The 14,195-nt window shown below is 52.5% G+C and carries 14 protein-coding genes; 12 read left to right on the top strand and 2 right to left on the bottom strand.

The features are described 5' to 3' along the window. Both ABYA77_RS11045 and upp read right to left on the bottom strand, forming a co-directional pair. On the bottom strand, window positions 1-195 hold a 195-nt coding region (locus ABYA77_RS11045), incomplete at its 3' end, for a solute carrier family 23 protein (RefSeq protein ID WP_372966026.1). A 2-nt stretch (window positions 196-197) separates the two neighbouring features. Further along, entirely contained in the window at window positions 198-836 is a 639-nt protein-coding gene (gene upp / locus ABYA77_RS11040; RefSeq protein ID WP_372966025.1) for a uracil phosphoribosyltransferase, read from the bottom strand. Between the two features lie 235 nt (window positions 837-1,071). On the opposite strand from upp, the gene flhA reads away from it, so the two are divergent. From flhA to ABYA77_RS10980, 12 genes are all read left to right on the top strand, one after another. Continuing rightward, entirely contained in the window at window positions 1,072-3,243 is a 2,172-nt protein-coding gene (gene flhA / locus ABYA77_RS11035; protein ID WP_372966024.1) for a flagellar biosynthesis protein FlhA, read from the top strand. 58 nt (window positions 3,244-3,301) lie between these two features. Continuing rightward, complete coding sequence (gene flhF / locus ABYA77_RS11030) at window positions 3,302-4,633, top strand: flagellar biosynthesis protein FlhF (protein WP_372966023.1); 1,332 nt, start codon at window positions 3,302-3,304, stop codon at window positions 4,631-4,633. 68 nt (window positions 4,634-4,701) lie between these two features. Then, complete coding sequence (locus ABYA77_RS11025) at window positions 4,702-5,514, top strand: MinD/ParA family protein (protein WP_372966022.1); 813 nt, start codon at window positions 4,702-4,704, stop codon at window positions 5,512-5,514. 32 nt (window positions 5,515-5,546) lie between these two features. Further along, a complete protein-coding gene (locus ABYA77_RS11020) occupies window positions 5,547-6,290 on the top strand; it encodes an RNA polymerase sigma factor FliA (protein ID WP_372966021.1) in 744 nt (247 codons plus the stop codon). A gap of 88 nt (window positions 6,291-6,378) precedes the next feature. Continuing rightward, the gene (cheY, locus tag ABYA77_RS11015) at window positions 6,379-6,762 is read left to right on the top strand and encodes a chemotaxis response regulator CheY (protein WP_372966020.1); all 384 of its coding nucleotides are present in this window, start codon (window positions 6,379-6,381) and stop codon (window positions 6,760-6,762) included. 20 nt (window positions 6,763-6,782) lie between these two features. Then, window positions 6,783-7,568 (top strand): protein phosphatase CheZ, encoded by a 786-nt coding sequence (locus ABYA77_RS11010; RefSeq protein WP_372966019.1) that lies wholly within the window; start codon window positions 6,783-6,785, stop codon window positions 7,566-7,568. A 19-nt stretch (window positions 7,569-7,587) separates the two neighbouring features. Further along, window positions 7,588-9,663 (top strand): chemotaxis protein CheW, encoded by a 2,076-nt coding sequence (locus ABYA77_RS11005; RefSeq protein WP_372966018.1) that lies wholly within the window; start codon window positions 7,588-7,590, stop codon window positions 9,661-9,663. Between the two features lie 34 nt (window positions 9,664-9,697). After that, window positions 9,698-10,846, top strand: coding sequence for a chemotaxis response regulator protein-glutamate methylesterase (locus ABYA77_RS11000; protein ID WP_372966017.1), 1,149 nt, complete (start codon window positions 9,698-9,700; stop codon window positions 10,844-10,846). Then, window positions 10,846-11,583, top strand: coding sequence for a flagellar motor protein (locus ABYA77_RS10995; protein WP_372966016.1), 738 nt, complete (start codon window positions 10,846-10,848; stop codon window positions 11,581-11,583). The genes ABYA77_RS11000 and ABYA77_RS10995 overlap by 1 nt, the downstream gene beginning before the upstream one ends. A gap of 28 nt (window positions 11,584-11,611) precedes the next feature. After that, on the top strand, window positions 11,612-12,394 hold the full coding sequence (gene motD, locus ABYA77_RS10990) for a flagellar motor protein MotD (protein ID WP_372966015.1): 783 nt from the start codon (window positions 11,612-11,614) through the stop codon (window positions 12,392-12,394). A gap of 187 nt (window positions 12,395-12,581) precedes the next feature. Further along, window positions 12,582-13,379: a ParA family protein gene (locus ABYA77_RS10985; protein WP_372966014.1), complete on the top strand. Its 798-nt coding sequence runs from the start codon at window positions 12,582-12,584 to the stop codon at window positions 13,377-13,379. Next, window positions 13,372-14,109, top strand: a complete 738-nt coding sequence (locus ABYA77_RS10980; protein ID WP_372966013.1) for a chemotaxis protein CheW — start codon at window positions 13,372-13,374, stop codon at window positions 14,107-14,109. Before ABYA77_RS10985 ends, ABYA77_RS10980 begins: the two co-directional genes overlap by 8 nt. Window positions 14,110-14,195: the final 86 nt, after the last annotated feature.

Genomic DNA, 14,195 nt, shown 5'->3' with positions numbered 1-14,195 from the left:
GGCCAGGAAAATCGGGATCTGGCCGCCGGTCACCAGATGGAAAATCAGGGTGCCAACCCCGGCGGTGAACAGGGCGACATTGGGGTCCATGCCGGTGATCAGGGGCATGAGTACCAGAGCGCCAAAGGCTACCAGCAGCATTTGTGAGCCGGCTATGGCCTGTTTCCAGACCGGGTCAGTTGTGTGGTCCTGCATGCTCAGACATCCTTTTGTTTGGTGCCAAAGATTTTATCGCCTGCATCACCCAGCCCTGGCAGGATATAACCTTTATCGTTCAGGCAGTCATCGATGGAGGCGGTAAAAATGGATACATCCGGGTGTTTTTCCATGACTTTGGCTACACCTTCCGGCGCGGCAACCAGTACCAGTGCGCGGATTTCAGTGCTGCCGGCTTTCTTTAGCAGGTCAATGGTGGAAATCATGGAACCACCGGTTGCCAGCATTGGGTCAATAATCATGGCCATGCGCTGGTCGAGTTCGCCCACCAGTTTTTCCAGGTAGGTTTCTGCCTCTAAAGTAGTTTCGTTGCGAATTTGACCAACGACACTTACCCGTGCCCCGGGAATCAGGCTCAGAACGCCATCCAGCATACCCAGGCCTGCTCTCAGGATTGGAACAATGGTGATCTTTTTACCGTGGATTTGCTCGATCGTGACGGGGCCTGCCCAGCCTTCAATGGTTTCTTCCTTTAAACCGAAATCCTTTGTGGCCTCGTAAGTCAGGAGTGCGCCAACTTCTTGCGCCAGTTCACGAAAATTCTTGGTGCTGATATCAGCGCGGCGCATAAGGCCAAGCTTATGGCGGATCAGGGGGTGTTTCACTTCGTGGATAGGCATTGGGAGTCACCTGTGGGTTCGGGTTGTCGGGCTTGAATTCTGATCAATTAAATGGCGAAAGGATACCGTATCTGAGGACTCGCGTCAGGCGCTCTCTGAGCTTGAAAGTTTAAAAGTTTTCGAGGCTGGTATGGTTCTTGCGATATCTCGTTGTGGCAGGTGTCTGGCGTCAGGTTTTCGACCGTATTGTCGCCTGAAAGGCCCGAACGAACAGTGAAGCGGAGAAGCAGGCAGTATGGACAGAGCGTTAGTTCTGAATAACGTCAAAACTCTGACGCGAGGCAATCTTGGTGTCCCGCTGATGCTGATGGGGTTGTTGGGCATGATGATACTGCCCATGCCGGCCTTCTTGTTGGATGTATTTTTCACCTTCAATATTACGCTCTCGATCGTTATTTTGCTGGTGTGTGTGTACGCACTCCGCCCTATGGAATTTGCTTCGTTCCCAACAGTGTTGCTGGTGGCAACGCTCCTCCGTTTAGGCTTGAACGTTGCGTCGACCCGAATTGTTTTGCTGAATGGTCATGAAGGTGGTGATGCTGCGGGTAAGGTTATTGAATCTTTCGGGGCCGTATTGATTGGCGGCAACTATGCTGTTGGTCTGGTGGTTTTTGCCATCTTGATGATTATTAATTTCCTGGTTGTCACCAAAGGTGCTGGCCGGGTTTCTGAAGTTAGTGCGCGCTTTACCCTGGATGCAATGCCGGGCAAGCAGATGGCTATTGACGCTGACCTCAATGCCGGATTGATTAATCAGGATGATGCCAAGGCCAGGCGTTCAGAAATTGCCCAGGAAGCGGATTTTTACGGATCTATGGACGGTGCTTCCAAGTTTGTAAAAGGTGATGCCGTTGCGGGCTTGCTTATTCTGGCCATAAACATCATTGGTGGTGTCGCCATCGGAATGATGCAGCATGGCCTGGATTTCACGCTTGCCATGGAACGCTATGCATTGCTGACCATCGGTGATGGTTTGGTTGCACAGATCCCCTCACTGCTGTTGTCTACTGCAGCAGCGATTATGGTAACCCGGGTTACCTCTAGTCAGGACATGGGGGGGCAGATCCTCGAGCAGATGTTTAATGCGCCTAAGGCCCTGGCAATTGCCGCTGGCATTTTGATTCTTCTGGGTTTGATTCCCGGGATGCCTCACGTAGCTTTTCTCGGGTTGGGTTTTATGGCGGCTGGTGCGGCTTGGTTGATCTGGAAAAAGCAACGCCAGACCGTTGAGGAAGACGGCATTTTTGCCGGGCGTGGCGGTGTGCCGGGTGGTGTAGCACGCCAGGCAGGTGAAGTGATCCCTGATCGTGGTGGTGATGGTCAGGCTCTGCCCGCGCCGGGCGAAACCCGGGAGTTGGGCTGGGATGATGTGGCGACCGTGGATATTGTCGGTCTGGAAGTTGGTTACCGTTTGATTCCTTTGGTGGATAAATCTCAGGGGGGGCAGTTGCTCAGTCGCATCAAAGGGGTTCGTAAAAAACTGTCGCAAGATATGGGCTTCCTGATGCCGTCGGTACACATTCGGGACAACCTTGACCTGATGCCGAACGTGTACCGGATTACGTTGATGGGCGTCACCATTGCCGAAGCTGAGATTCATCCTGAGCGGGAACTAGCCATTGATCCTGGCCAGGTGTTCGGAAAAGTTGAAGGGATTGCCGGCAAAGATCCTGCGTTTGGTCTTGATGCAATCTGGATTGAGCCGGATAAAAAAGACCAGGCTCAGACGCTGGGTTACACGGTGGTTGATGCCAGCACGGTAGTTGCCACTCATCTGAATCAGATTCTGCAGAAGCATGCCCATGAACTGATTGGTCATGATGAGGCTCAGAAGTGGCTGGATCAACTGGAGAAAATCTCTCCCAAGCTGGCAGAGGAGTTGGTGCCTACGACGATCTCTATCAGCATCCTGCTCAAAGTGCTGCAGAATCTGCTTAAAGAAGAAGTGCCTGTTCGCGATATGCGCTCGATCGCAGAGGCGATCGTAAACATTCATCCGAAGAGCCAGGATCCGAAGGTTCTCACGATGATGGCGCGTCAGTCGCTTCGCCGGATGATTGTGCAAAGTATTTGTGGAAGTGATGCTGAGATCCCGGTTATCACTCTTGATCCGGACCTGGAACAGTTGTTGCTTAAGTCTGTCCAGCAGAGTCAACAATCTGGCGGTCAGGATGATATTGGCATGGTACTGGAGCCTAATATGGTGGAGAAACTGCAGCGCTCCCTCCGGGACAGTGTGCAGCGCCAGGAAATGCTTGGTAAACCCGCTATTCTGCTGGTTTCCGGGCCGTTGAGGCCGGGTCTGGCGAAATTTGCCAGCTATGGGGTGGAGCGGTTGCATGTGCTCTCGTACCAGGAAATCCCGGATAACAAACAGATCACGATAGTCGCCTCGGTCGGTCAGTAATGACAGGCAGAGCAGAGCGGTCAGCTGATATCAGCTCGACGGTAGGGGATAGAGTCTTATGAAAGTTAAACGGTTTTTTGCGCAGTCCATGGCCGAGGCCCTGAAACAGGTCAGTCACGAAATGGGGCCTGATGCCGTTATTTTGTCCAACCGTCGGGTGGATGGAGGCGTCGAAATTGTGACGGCTTTGGATTATGACGAAAATATGGCTCGTCAGAGCCTTGGAGAAAAAGCTTCAGAAGCCACAAGCGGTGCTCGCTTGGCTGAGATGCAGGCTGACCAGCATCGGCGGCTGGAAGATGAATTGAATCGTTCCCGCAGCCGTATTCAGGAAGTGCGGGAAAAGCGTGCTGCCACCGGGGCCCGTTATGCTCAGGTTTCACTGCATGATGTGGTTGGTGATGAGCTGGATGCGTTGGATGTCCAGGCAGAAAATCAAATGCCTGCTTCCAGTGGTCAGCAGTCCCACACCAACTATTCGGACGAGTTGGAGGCGATGAAGGCTGAAATCAGCTCTCTGCGTGAGTTGGTGGGAGGCCAGACGGCTGTCGTCGGCAAGGTTGAAGCCGCAAATTCTGGTGGTGCAAACAGTGCTGTGCAGCAGCGGTTGTCAGAGCGGTTGCAAGAGTTTGGTTTGGGTGCCGAACTGGCCGGCTCTTTGTCTCGTCAGCACCGGAACGGGCGCCTGGAAGATGGCTGGAAAGCGTCGTTAAAAATGTTGGCGACAGGCGTCAGAACGGGTCGTGAGAACTGGCTTGAATCTGGCGGCGTATACGCATTAGTCGGGCCGACGGGTTCCGGTAAAACGACAACCATTGGCAAGATAGCGGCGCGTTATGTGCTGGAGCATGGAGCAGACTCCTTGGCGCTGGTCACGACAGATCGCTATCGGGTAGCCGCTCACGAACAGTTATTTGTGTTCGGTCGGATTCTGAATGTACCGGTTAGGGTGGTGGATGAAAGCCATTCTCTGGATGATATTCTGGATGAGCTTTCAGACCGGCACCTTGTACTCATAGATACCGCCGGGCTGACCAGTGCAGACCGGGGCTACCAAGAGCAGTTGGCAGAGCTGGTTCGCAGTGATCACAATATTCATACACATTTAGTGGTGTCGGCTACCAGTCAGCCGCGTATTATGAAATCCGTGTGGCATTGCTATAAGATGGCAAACCTTGCGGGCTGCATCGTTACCAAGATTGACGAAGCCCTTACTCTGGGTGAATCTCTTGGGTTTGTGATGGAAACCGGTTTGCCGGTGGCTTGGTATACAAACGGCCAGAAGATACCGGAAGATCTGCACAGGGCCGAGGCAATGCCCCTGGTTCGTATGGCGGTGGAGCGCCTTAGAATTGTGCATCAGTCACAGGCTGTCGCTGAAGGGGCCTGAGTGCAGACAATAGCAACAGACGCTGGCATCGTGTCTGAACAAAAACGCAGTAAGAGACAATAGACAGTATGAGCAGACCACATCCAGTTCAGGTGATTGCGGTTTCCGGCGGAAAAGGCGGTGTCGGTAAAAGTAATGTGTCGGTTAATCTGGGGATAGCCTTGGCTGAGAAAGGCCGACGCGTTGTGCTGCTCGATGCAGACCTGGGGCTTGGTAATCTCGATGTGCTTCTGGGGATTACTGCGAACAAAAACCTGCACGATGTACTGAATGGAGAATGTGACCTGAGAGAGGTGCTGGTTGATGGCCCTGGCGGCATCAAAATTGTCCCCGCCTCTTCGGGTACCCAGAAAATGACTCAGCTAAGTGCTATGGAGCACGCTGGACTGATTAATGCGTTCAGCGAGCTGGGTGACCAGATTGACGTTCTTATTATTGATACTGCTGCAGGCATTTCTGAAGCGGTTGTCAGCTTTCTGCGAGCCAGTCAGGAATTGTTGCTGGTGGTTTGTGATGAGCCTACTTCTATTACGGATGTGTATGCGCTCATTAAATTAATGAACCGTGAATATGGGACGAACCGTTTTCGTGTTCTGGCTAATCAGGTGCGAAGCGAACAGGAAGGCCGGCATTTATTCGAAAAATTGACTCGGGTTACGGAGCGTTTTCTGGATGTGGCATTACAATACGTAGGTATGGTGCCTTACGACGAAGCTGTGAAAAAAGCCGTGCAGCGGCAACGAGCAGTTCTGGATGCGTATCCCCGGGCGAAAGCGTCTATAGCTATCCGTGCTTTGGCAGATAAAGTGGATAGTTGGCCTTTGGCAACTTCCCCTCGCGGACATCTTGAATTTTTCGTGGAACGGCTCGTAGAAGTCTGACTTGAGTCTAGTCCTAAAAATAAGCCGGATACATGACATTGGCGAAGAATCTGGGAATATATCACCAAGCGGATAGCAGGAACGCTTCGAGCCTGATTGAAGAGCACGCGCCTCTGGTAAAGAAAATTGCCCTTCACTTGATGGCCCGGTTGCCGGCCTCTGTTCAGCTCGAAGATCTGATGCAGGCCGGAATGATTGGTTTACTTGAGGCTGCTCAGCGCTATTCTTCTGGCAAAGGCGCCACCTTTGAAACCTACGCAGGTATCCGAATTCGTGGTGCCATGGTCGATGAAATCCGAAAAGGTGATTGGGTTCCTCGCTCTGTGCATAGAAATGCCCGCAGAATATCGGCCGCTATAAAAGTTGTTGAAGACCGTGTCGGCCGGGAAGCCCAGGATGCGGAGGTCGCAGAAGAAATGGGTATAGAGTTGGCGGAGTATCACGCTTCTTTAGCGGATGCCAACAGTGGTCGACTATTTAGTGTTGAAGAGCTCAATGAATCCGGCGAGCTGCCGATAGAACAAAGAGACGCCAGTGATAATCCGCTGGACGGTATTGAGACCAGCGCTTTTCAGCGCAACCTTGCGGAAGCGATTGAAGGTCTTCCTGAAAGGGAAAAGTTAGTGTTGAGCCTGTACTATCAGGAGGAACTGAATCTCAAGGAAATTGGAGCTGTGCTTGGGGTCAGTGAAAGCCGGGTAAGTCAGATTCACAGTCAGGCAGCTTTGCGCCTTCGCGGGCGGCTGTCGGATTGGCATGAGCAGAATGATAACTGACCCGGCTGAGTCTTGAGCCGAACCTTACGCAGCCTGTCAGCCTTCAATAGGCTGAATTAAATCCGGGTGATACTGACTGGAGGTCCCATTGGACAAGAACATGAAAATACTCATTGTGGATGATTTTTCCACAATGCGACGAATCATCAAAAACTTGATGCGCGACCTGGGTTTCACCAATACCGATGAGGCCGATGACGGCAACACGGCATTACCGATGCTTAGAAGCGGAAAGTACGACTTCCTGGTCACCGACTGGAATATGCCAGGCATGTCCGGGTTTGATCTTCTGAAGGCCGTCAGAGCTGATGAAAACCTGAAGAACCTGCCGGTATTGATGGTCACAGCAGAAGCAAAGCGCGATCAGATTGTGGCAGCTGCACAGGCAGGGGTGAACGGGTATGTCGTCAAACCATTTACGGCGGCTGTTCTTAAGGAAAAAATTGAGAAGATCTTTGAACGTATCCAGTAACGCTAGGTTGGATGGCGCGCATGAGTGATAGCAAACACCCCCACCGCGGCCTCGACCCAGAGGTGACGGAGAAGCTGCAACAGCAGACATCTGAGTTGGTTGAGAGCGTTAATAGCGGAGATTTTGCGCGAGCGATGGCCGTGATCAACGAACTCAGCGAAGTTCGCGATCAGGGCCTGTATCGAGAAGTAGGGCGTCTGACCCGGAGTCTCCATGAGGCTATCCGGAATTTCCAGATTGACGCCCGAAGTGCAGAACAGAAAGAAGTGCTTTCAAAAATGACGGATGCCTCTGACCGTCTGGCCTATGTTGTACAAATGACGGGGCAGGCGGCTAACCGGACTATGGATTTGGTTGAAGAAAGCATGCCGGTTGCCCATGCGATGCGTGACGAAGCCGAGATTCTTCGGGATGAGTGGCAGCGCTTGCGTCGGAGGGAAATGGAGCCAGCGGAGTTTCGCGAGTTATACGCTCGCATCGATACCTTCTTTGGCAGTTTGAGTGAAGACTCTGACAGCCTGTATAAAAATTTGTCAGAGATTCTGTTGGCCCAGGATTTCCAGGACCTGACCGGTCAGGTGATCCAGAAAGTGACGGCACTTGTTAAGGAGGTTGAAGATAACCTGCTTGGCCTGGTTGTTATGGCAAGTCACGTTGATCAGTTGACGGGGACTGTGCACCAAATTGAAGAAAAAGAAGAGTCGGCCGAAAAGGGAGTAGGGCCTCAAATTAAGGCTGCCGAGCGGGAAGATGTGGTATCGGGGCAAGACGGCGTTGACGATCTGTTATCCAGCCTCGGTTTCTGAATAATAAAGAGGGTTACCCATGGCGTTTGATGCCGATGAAGACATCTTGCAGGACTTTCTGGTAGAGGCTGGCGAGATTCTTGAAAAACTGTCGGAGCAGTTGGTTGATCTTGAGCAGCATCCAGACGACAGTGATCTGCTCAATGCCATATTTCGTGGCTTCCACACGGTAAAAGGTGGTGCCGGGTTCCTTCAGCTTGATCCCCTGGTTAACTGCTGTCATTCGGCGGAAAACGTCTTCGATATCTTGCGTAACCACAAACGTAAGGTTACTTCCGAACTGATGGACGTTGTGCTTCAGGCTCTTGACAGCATCAACGCCATGTTTGAAGAAGTCCGCAATCGGGAGGAGTTAACACCAGCTCCTGACGACTTGATTGTGGCACTCAACCAGTTGGCGGTACCTGAATCAGATGCTCCTGTGGAGACCGTAGCAGAGCCAGCTTCCAGCGTTGAACCCGCGTCGTCAGGCGACCAGGGGGATATCACCGATGAAGAATTCGAGAAATTACTCGATGCTCTGGCAGACGGAAAACCGGAAACTGCGTCAGAAGACAGTGCCGAGGAAACTGCAGATGCAGATGTGCCTGCGAGCAGTGATGATATCACTGATGACGAGTTTGAAGCACTGCTGGATCAACTCCACGGCAAGGGGAAATTTGTCCCTCCAGCGACGCCTGAAGCAACCGGGAATAATAACGAAGACTCGAAATCTGCCGCCTCAACTGATGCTGATTCAGACACGATTACCGATGACGAGTTTGAGAGCCTGTTGGACGAACTTCACGGTAAGGGTAGTGGTCCGGTGGCCGGCTCTGATGGGGCTGCAGAAAACAAGCCGAAAGCCAGTGCGCCAGCTCCGAAGCCTGCGGCGCCCGCCAAACCAGAGCCTGTCAAAAAACCAGCGTCGCCAGCCAGAGAAGCGGCGCCGGTAGCGGAGACAACTGTCAGGGTCGACACTAAACGCCTGGACGACATCATGAACATGGTGGGTGAGCTGGTGTTGGTGAGAAACCGGCTTCAGCGCCTGGGCTCGGAAAGTGAAGACGAGCACATGCACAAAGCCGTTGCTAACCTGGATGTGGTGACCACCGACCTCCAGGCCGCAGTGATGCAAACCCGTATGCAGCCGATCAAGAAGGTTTTTGGTCGATTCCCGCGGGTTGTGCGTGATCTTGCCCGCAATCTTAAAAAAGAAGTAAACCTCGTCATGCACGGCGAGGACACAGACCTGGACAAAAACCTGGTAGAAGCTTTGGCGGATCCGCTTGTCCACTTGGTGAGAAACTCTGTGGACCATGGTGTTGAATGGCCTGAGGAGCGTGAAAAAGCGGGCAAACCCAGAGCTGGTACGGTTACGCTGTCGGCACAGCAGGAAGGCGATCACATTCTGCTGTCTATCGCCGATGACGGCGCGGGAATGAATCCCGATGTGTTGCGACGTAAAGCGGTTGAGAAAGGGTTGTATGATCAGGATGCGGCTGACAGGCTGACGGACAACGAATGCTTCAACCTGATTTTTGCCGCCGGTTTCTCGACCAAAGAGCAAATCTCTGATGTTTCTGGTCGCGGTGTTGGCATGGATGTGGTGAAAACCAGAATCGGTCAACTGAATGGACAGATTGCTATCGAATCCGGGCAAGGTAAAGGCACAAAAATCATCATCAAGGTGCCGCTAACTCTTGCGATCATGCCAACACTGATGATTATGTTGGGCGATCAGTCGTTTGCGCTGCCGTTGGTGAATGTTGTGGAAATCTTCCATCTCGATCTGACCAAAACTAACGTGGTTGATGGGCGGGAATGTATTGTTGTCCGGGACAAGGTATTCCCCTTGTTTCATATAAAACGCTGGCTCGTTCAGGGGGCCGCGGCTCAGGAAGAGCCGGCCAATGCCCATGTCGTTATTGTTGCTATGGGTACAAAGCAGGTCGGCTTTGTGGTGGACCAGTTGGTTGGCCAGGAAGAAGTCGTCATTAAACCTTTGGGTCGGGCGCTGCAAGGTACCCCGGGAATGGCCGGTGCAACAATCACCGGTGATGGCCGGATTGCTTTGATTATTGATGTGCCCAGCCTGCTTCAGCATTACGGATAACGCCGGTATTGCCGGAACTGTTTAGGAGAAATGAATGACAGTTTCTGTCCTGGTCGTGGATGACTCAGGCTTCTTTCGGAAAAGGCTGACAGAAATCCTGACGGCCTCAGGCCAGATAACCGTTGTTGGAGCCGCCACCAATGGTCGGGAGGGTGTAGAACTAGCGGAAAAACTGCGCCCTGATGTGATCACCATGGACTATGAAATGCCCGTCATGGATGGCATTTCGGCGCTCCGGGAAATTATGGCAAAACGCCCGACGCCGGTGCTCATGTTTTCCTCACTCACCTATGAAGGCGCGCGGGTAACACTCGATGCGCTTGAAGCTGGTGCCGTGGATTTTCTGCCTAAAAATTTCGAAGAAATTGCCAGAGATACCAGTCAGCTTCAGAAAGTCCTGATCAACCGGGTACTGGATGTTGCTAAAAGCCAGCCGAGGTCCAGGGCATCGGTTAGTGCACCCAGCCAGCCAGTGGTTGCTCCGGTACACCGCAGAGAAGAATCAAAACGCCCGTCTGTGCGCCCGATAACGAGGTCGACCGTTGGCGGGTCGCGGTCTGAAACGGTTGCAGCGGATTCTCCACGACGATCCTTAAGGAAGACAGCGCCTCGTCATTACGCGGTAGTGGGTATTGGCACCTCAACGGGAGGGCCGGTGGCTCTTCAGAAAGTTTTGAGTGTCTTGCCGGCATCGTTTCCTGCTCCAATAGTGTTGGTCCAACACATGCCCGCGAGCTTTACTCCGGCCTTTGCCGAGCGGTTGAATAAACTTTGCAAGGTTGAGGTACGTCAGGCTGAAGACGGTGATTTGTTGAAGCCCGGTCTTGCCCTGCTGGCCCCGGGTGGTAAACAGATGATGATTGAAAACAGGGGCGGTCAGGGGCGTGTCAGAATCTTGCCAGGTGATGAACGCCTTAACTACAAGCCCTGTGTTGATGTCACTTTTGGGTCTTTGGCTCGAAGTTTTCCCGGTAAAACCTTGGGTGTGATCCTGACGGGTATGGGGGCCGACGGAAAAGAAGGTTGCCGCATGATGAAGCAAAGTGGCTCGGTAGTCTGGTCTCAGGACGAAAAAACCTCAGTTATTTATGGCATGCCAATGGCCGTTGCGAAGGCAGGCCTGTCGGATGAAGTTTTACCTCTGGAAGATGTTGGCCCACGATTGATCGAAGGCGTTAGTTGATGGACATACTAAGCTTGCTGGGGATCATTCTTGCATTTGTTGCCATCCTGGGTGGTAACTTGCTTGAGGGTGGGGCGATGAGTTCGCTTTTTAACGGCCCCGCAGCTCTGATTGTTGTAGGCGGGACTCTGGCAGCGACGATTTTACAGACCTCCTGGCCAACCCTTAAAAGAGCCATTATTCAGGTCCGTTGGGTTTTTGTTCCCCCTTATATTTCTCTTGAAGATGGAATTGGCAAGGTTGTGGACTGGAGCGTGAAGGCTCGTAAGCAAGGCCTGCTAGGGCTGGAGGGGCTGGCGGAAAGGGAGCCGGAAACGTTCGCCAAAAAAGGGCTTCAGTTGTTGGTGGATGGCGCTGAGCCGGAAAACATCCGAAGCACCCTGGAGGTTGATCTCGAGAGCAGAGAAGACCGGGATGTCGAGTCTGCCAGGGTATATGAAGCCATGGGCGGTTACTCACCAACAATTGGTATTATCGGTGCGGTTATGGGCCTGATTCAGGTGATGACCAACCTGGAAGATCCTCAATCGCTGGGTGGGGGTATAGCAACGGCTTTTGTCGCAACGATATACGGTGTTGCACTGGCCAACCTGCTTTTTTTCCCGGTGGCCAATAAGCTCCGCAGTATCGTTAAAGAGCGTACCCGCTACGAAGATATGATGATTGATGGCATTATCGCCATTGCCGAAGGTGAAAATCCTAAAACCATCGAACTCCGATTACGGGGCTTTCTGTAGTCAACAGTGATCAGGAGTCGGGCCGCTGATGCGTCGTCGTAAATCACTAAAAGATGAATCTAACAACAAAGAACGCTGGCTGATCTCCTATGCGGACTTCATTACCTTGTTGTTTGCTTTTTTTGTGGTGATGTATTCGGTTTCTTCGGTGAACGAAGGAAAATACAAAGTTCTGTCTGAAACTTTCTCTGGCGTGTTTAATACCCCTCAGCGGTCTCTGCAGCCGGTTGTAATCGGTGAGCAGGTGGTTACGGCGCCTGAGCAATTTCATGATGCAGTTATCCCCCCGGCAGTGACTGAAGCACCGCAGATCCCGGATGTCAGTGAACAGGACCGGGTTGAAGCATTGCGGACCATGGCAGATCAGTTGGCGATGGAGTTTGATGACCTGATTAATCAGGGGGTGGTTCGTCTTGAGACCAGTGACTCCTGGATTGAGCTGAATTTACCAAACAGTATGTTGTTCAGCAGTGGTGATGCCGAGCCGCATTATGATTCGTTTAAAGTCGTGGAAAAAATTGCGAAGGTGCTGCGCGGTCGGGATAACGCTGTCAAGGTGGAAGGCTTCACCGATAACCGGCCTATTCGCACCAGTCGGTTCCCTTCTAATTGGGAGCTTTCTACTGCCCGGGCTGCGGCGATCTCGAGAATGCTGACGATGGAAGGTATTGAGCCAGAAAGACTGGCGGCTATTGGTTATGGCCAATACCAGCCAGTGGCACGAAATGACACCGAAGAGGGTCGGCGCCGTAACCGGCGGGTGGTATTGTTGATCTCTAAAGATGCCAGTATTCGTGGAGTTGTACGATGATCTTTCTGGCGGCGCATGTGTATGACTGATTTGGCACGCTTTCTGTATTAACTCTTTCTCAATCTATGAATCGGCAGGAGCTTGCCGCTTGGCGGCTGTTTAGTCTTCAAGTTGCCGGAATAGCAGCCGATATACAGATCAGGTTGCAGTGTGTTTACTGCGCCGGTCGGTAACTGGAGTATCAAGTGTGCGTATCTGGGCGGTAGCCAATCAGAAAGGTGGTGTGGGCAAAACAACGTCGGTGGTTGCGTTGGGCGGTTTGCTGGCTCAACGGGGCGAGCGGGTGCTTGTTGTTGATCTTGATCCCCATGGTTCGTTGACCACTTGGTTCGGTTACGATCCGGACAGCCTGGCTCATAGTGTGTTTGATCTCTTTCAGTACCAGGGCAAAGTGCCTGAAGGTCTCCCCGCTCAGTTGATTAAGGATACTCGTTGTCCCGGGCTCTCTTTGATGCCCGCGAGTACCGCTCTGGCAACGCTTGAACGGAAAATGGTTGGAGTAGGTGGGATGGGGCTTGTGGTGTCCCATGCTCTGGCCCAGATCTGGGATGATTTTGATTATGTGATTCTGGACAATACTCCCTCGCTGGGTGTTTTGATGGTTAATGCTCTTGCAGCCGCCCAGCATCTGGTAATACCGGTGCAAACGGAGTTTTTGGCGATCAAGGGGCTTGAGCGTATGTTGCACACCCTGCAAATGATTATGCGTTCCCAGAACAATGAGTTGCCCTACACGATAGTGCCCACCATGTATGACCGCCGGACTCAGGCATCGGTAAAGAGTCTTAATTTGTTACGTAAAACATACTCTGATCACCTCTGGCGGTTTGCGGTTCCGGTCGATACAAAATTCAGGGATGCCAGTGAACAAGGGGTGATTCCATCGGCGCTGGATTCAAACACTCACGGAGTAAGAGCCTACCGCCATTTGCTGGATGACATTCTGGCTCAGACGGGTGCTGTGAAGGGGCGTCAGCATGGCTGACAAAAAAATGGCGCAATTGACGCTGCCAGAAGCGGCCATTGCCAGCTATCTGGATGAACTGCTGCATACTGCAACCACGACTGCTGAGCAGGAAGAGGTTGTGGCGGTACAAGCCGAGCCGGTTTTGTCTGAACCTGTTCAGCCGGCCACTCGCTCTCAGCCTGCTGCCTCTGTGGCTTGCGAAGAACCTGCTGTTATTACTCCGACGCCAGAACCCGTTATCGAAAAAGTGGTGCCACCAGATTCCTATGAGCCACCCACCAGGCCAGACTGGTCGGCGAAGCCGTTTGAGTGCCTGATTTTTACAGTTGCTGGATTGCAGTTGGCGGTGCCCTTGGTGTTGTTAGGTGCCATTCACCGGATTGAAGAGGAAATTCGGTCTCTGCCGGGTAGCCCTCGCTGGTACATGGGGATTCGGCCTGGCAGTGACTTGAATCTGAAGGTGGTCGATAGCGCTGAATGGATTATGGCGGGCCGTGTACCGGCTGATGCCAGGGATAACTATCGCTTTATTATCCGATTAGATAACAGTGACTGGGGGCTGGCGTGTGACAATGTGGGCCAGTCATTTACTCTGGACCCGGAGCAGGTGCGCTGGCGTACCGCCAGAAGTCAGCGGCCCTGGCTGGCTGGTACTGTTATTGATCATATGTGCGCGCTGATTGATGTACGTGCAATGGCAAATTTGTTGGTGCGAGCCGAACAGGAGCACCATCTGGATTTGAACTGAACAAGGAAGTTACCGAATGAAACCGTGCAATGCTGGCACGGTTTGTGCCCTTGATTATAGTATTGGGCACTGATGATGATTTTTTG

This window comes from Marinobacter sp. (genome assembly GCF_041595835.1).
Taxonomy (GTDB): Bacteria; Pseudomonadota; Gammaproteobacteria; order Pseudomonadales; family Oleiphilaceae; genus Marinobacter.
The sequence above is the reverse complement of the archived record's forward strand: the minus strand, read 5'-3'. Positions and strand labels throughout refer to the sequence as shown.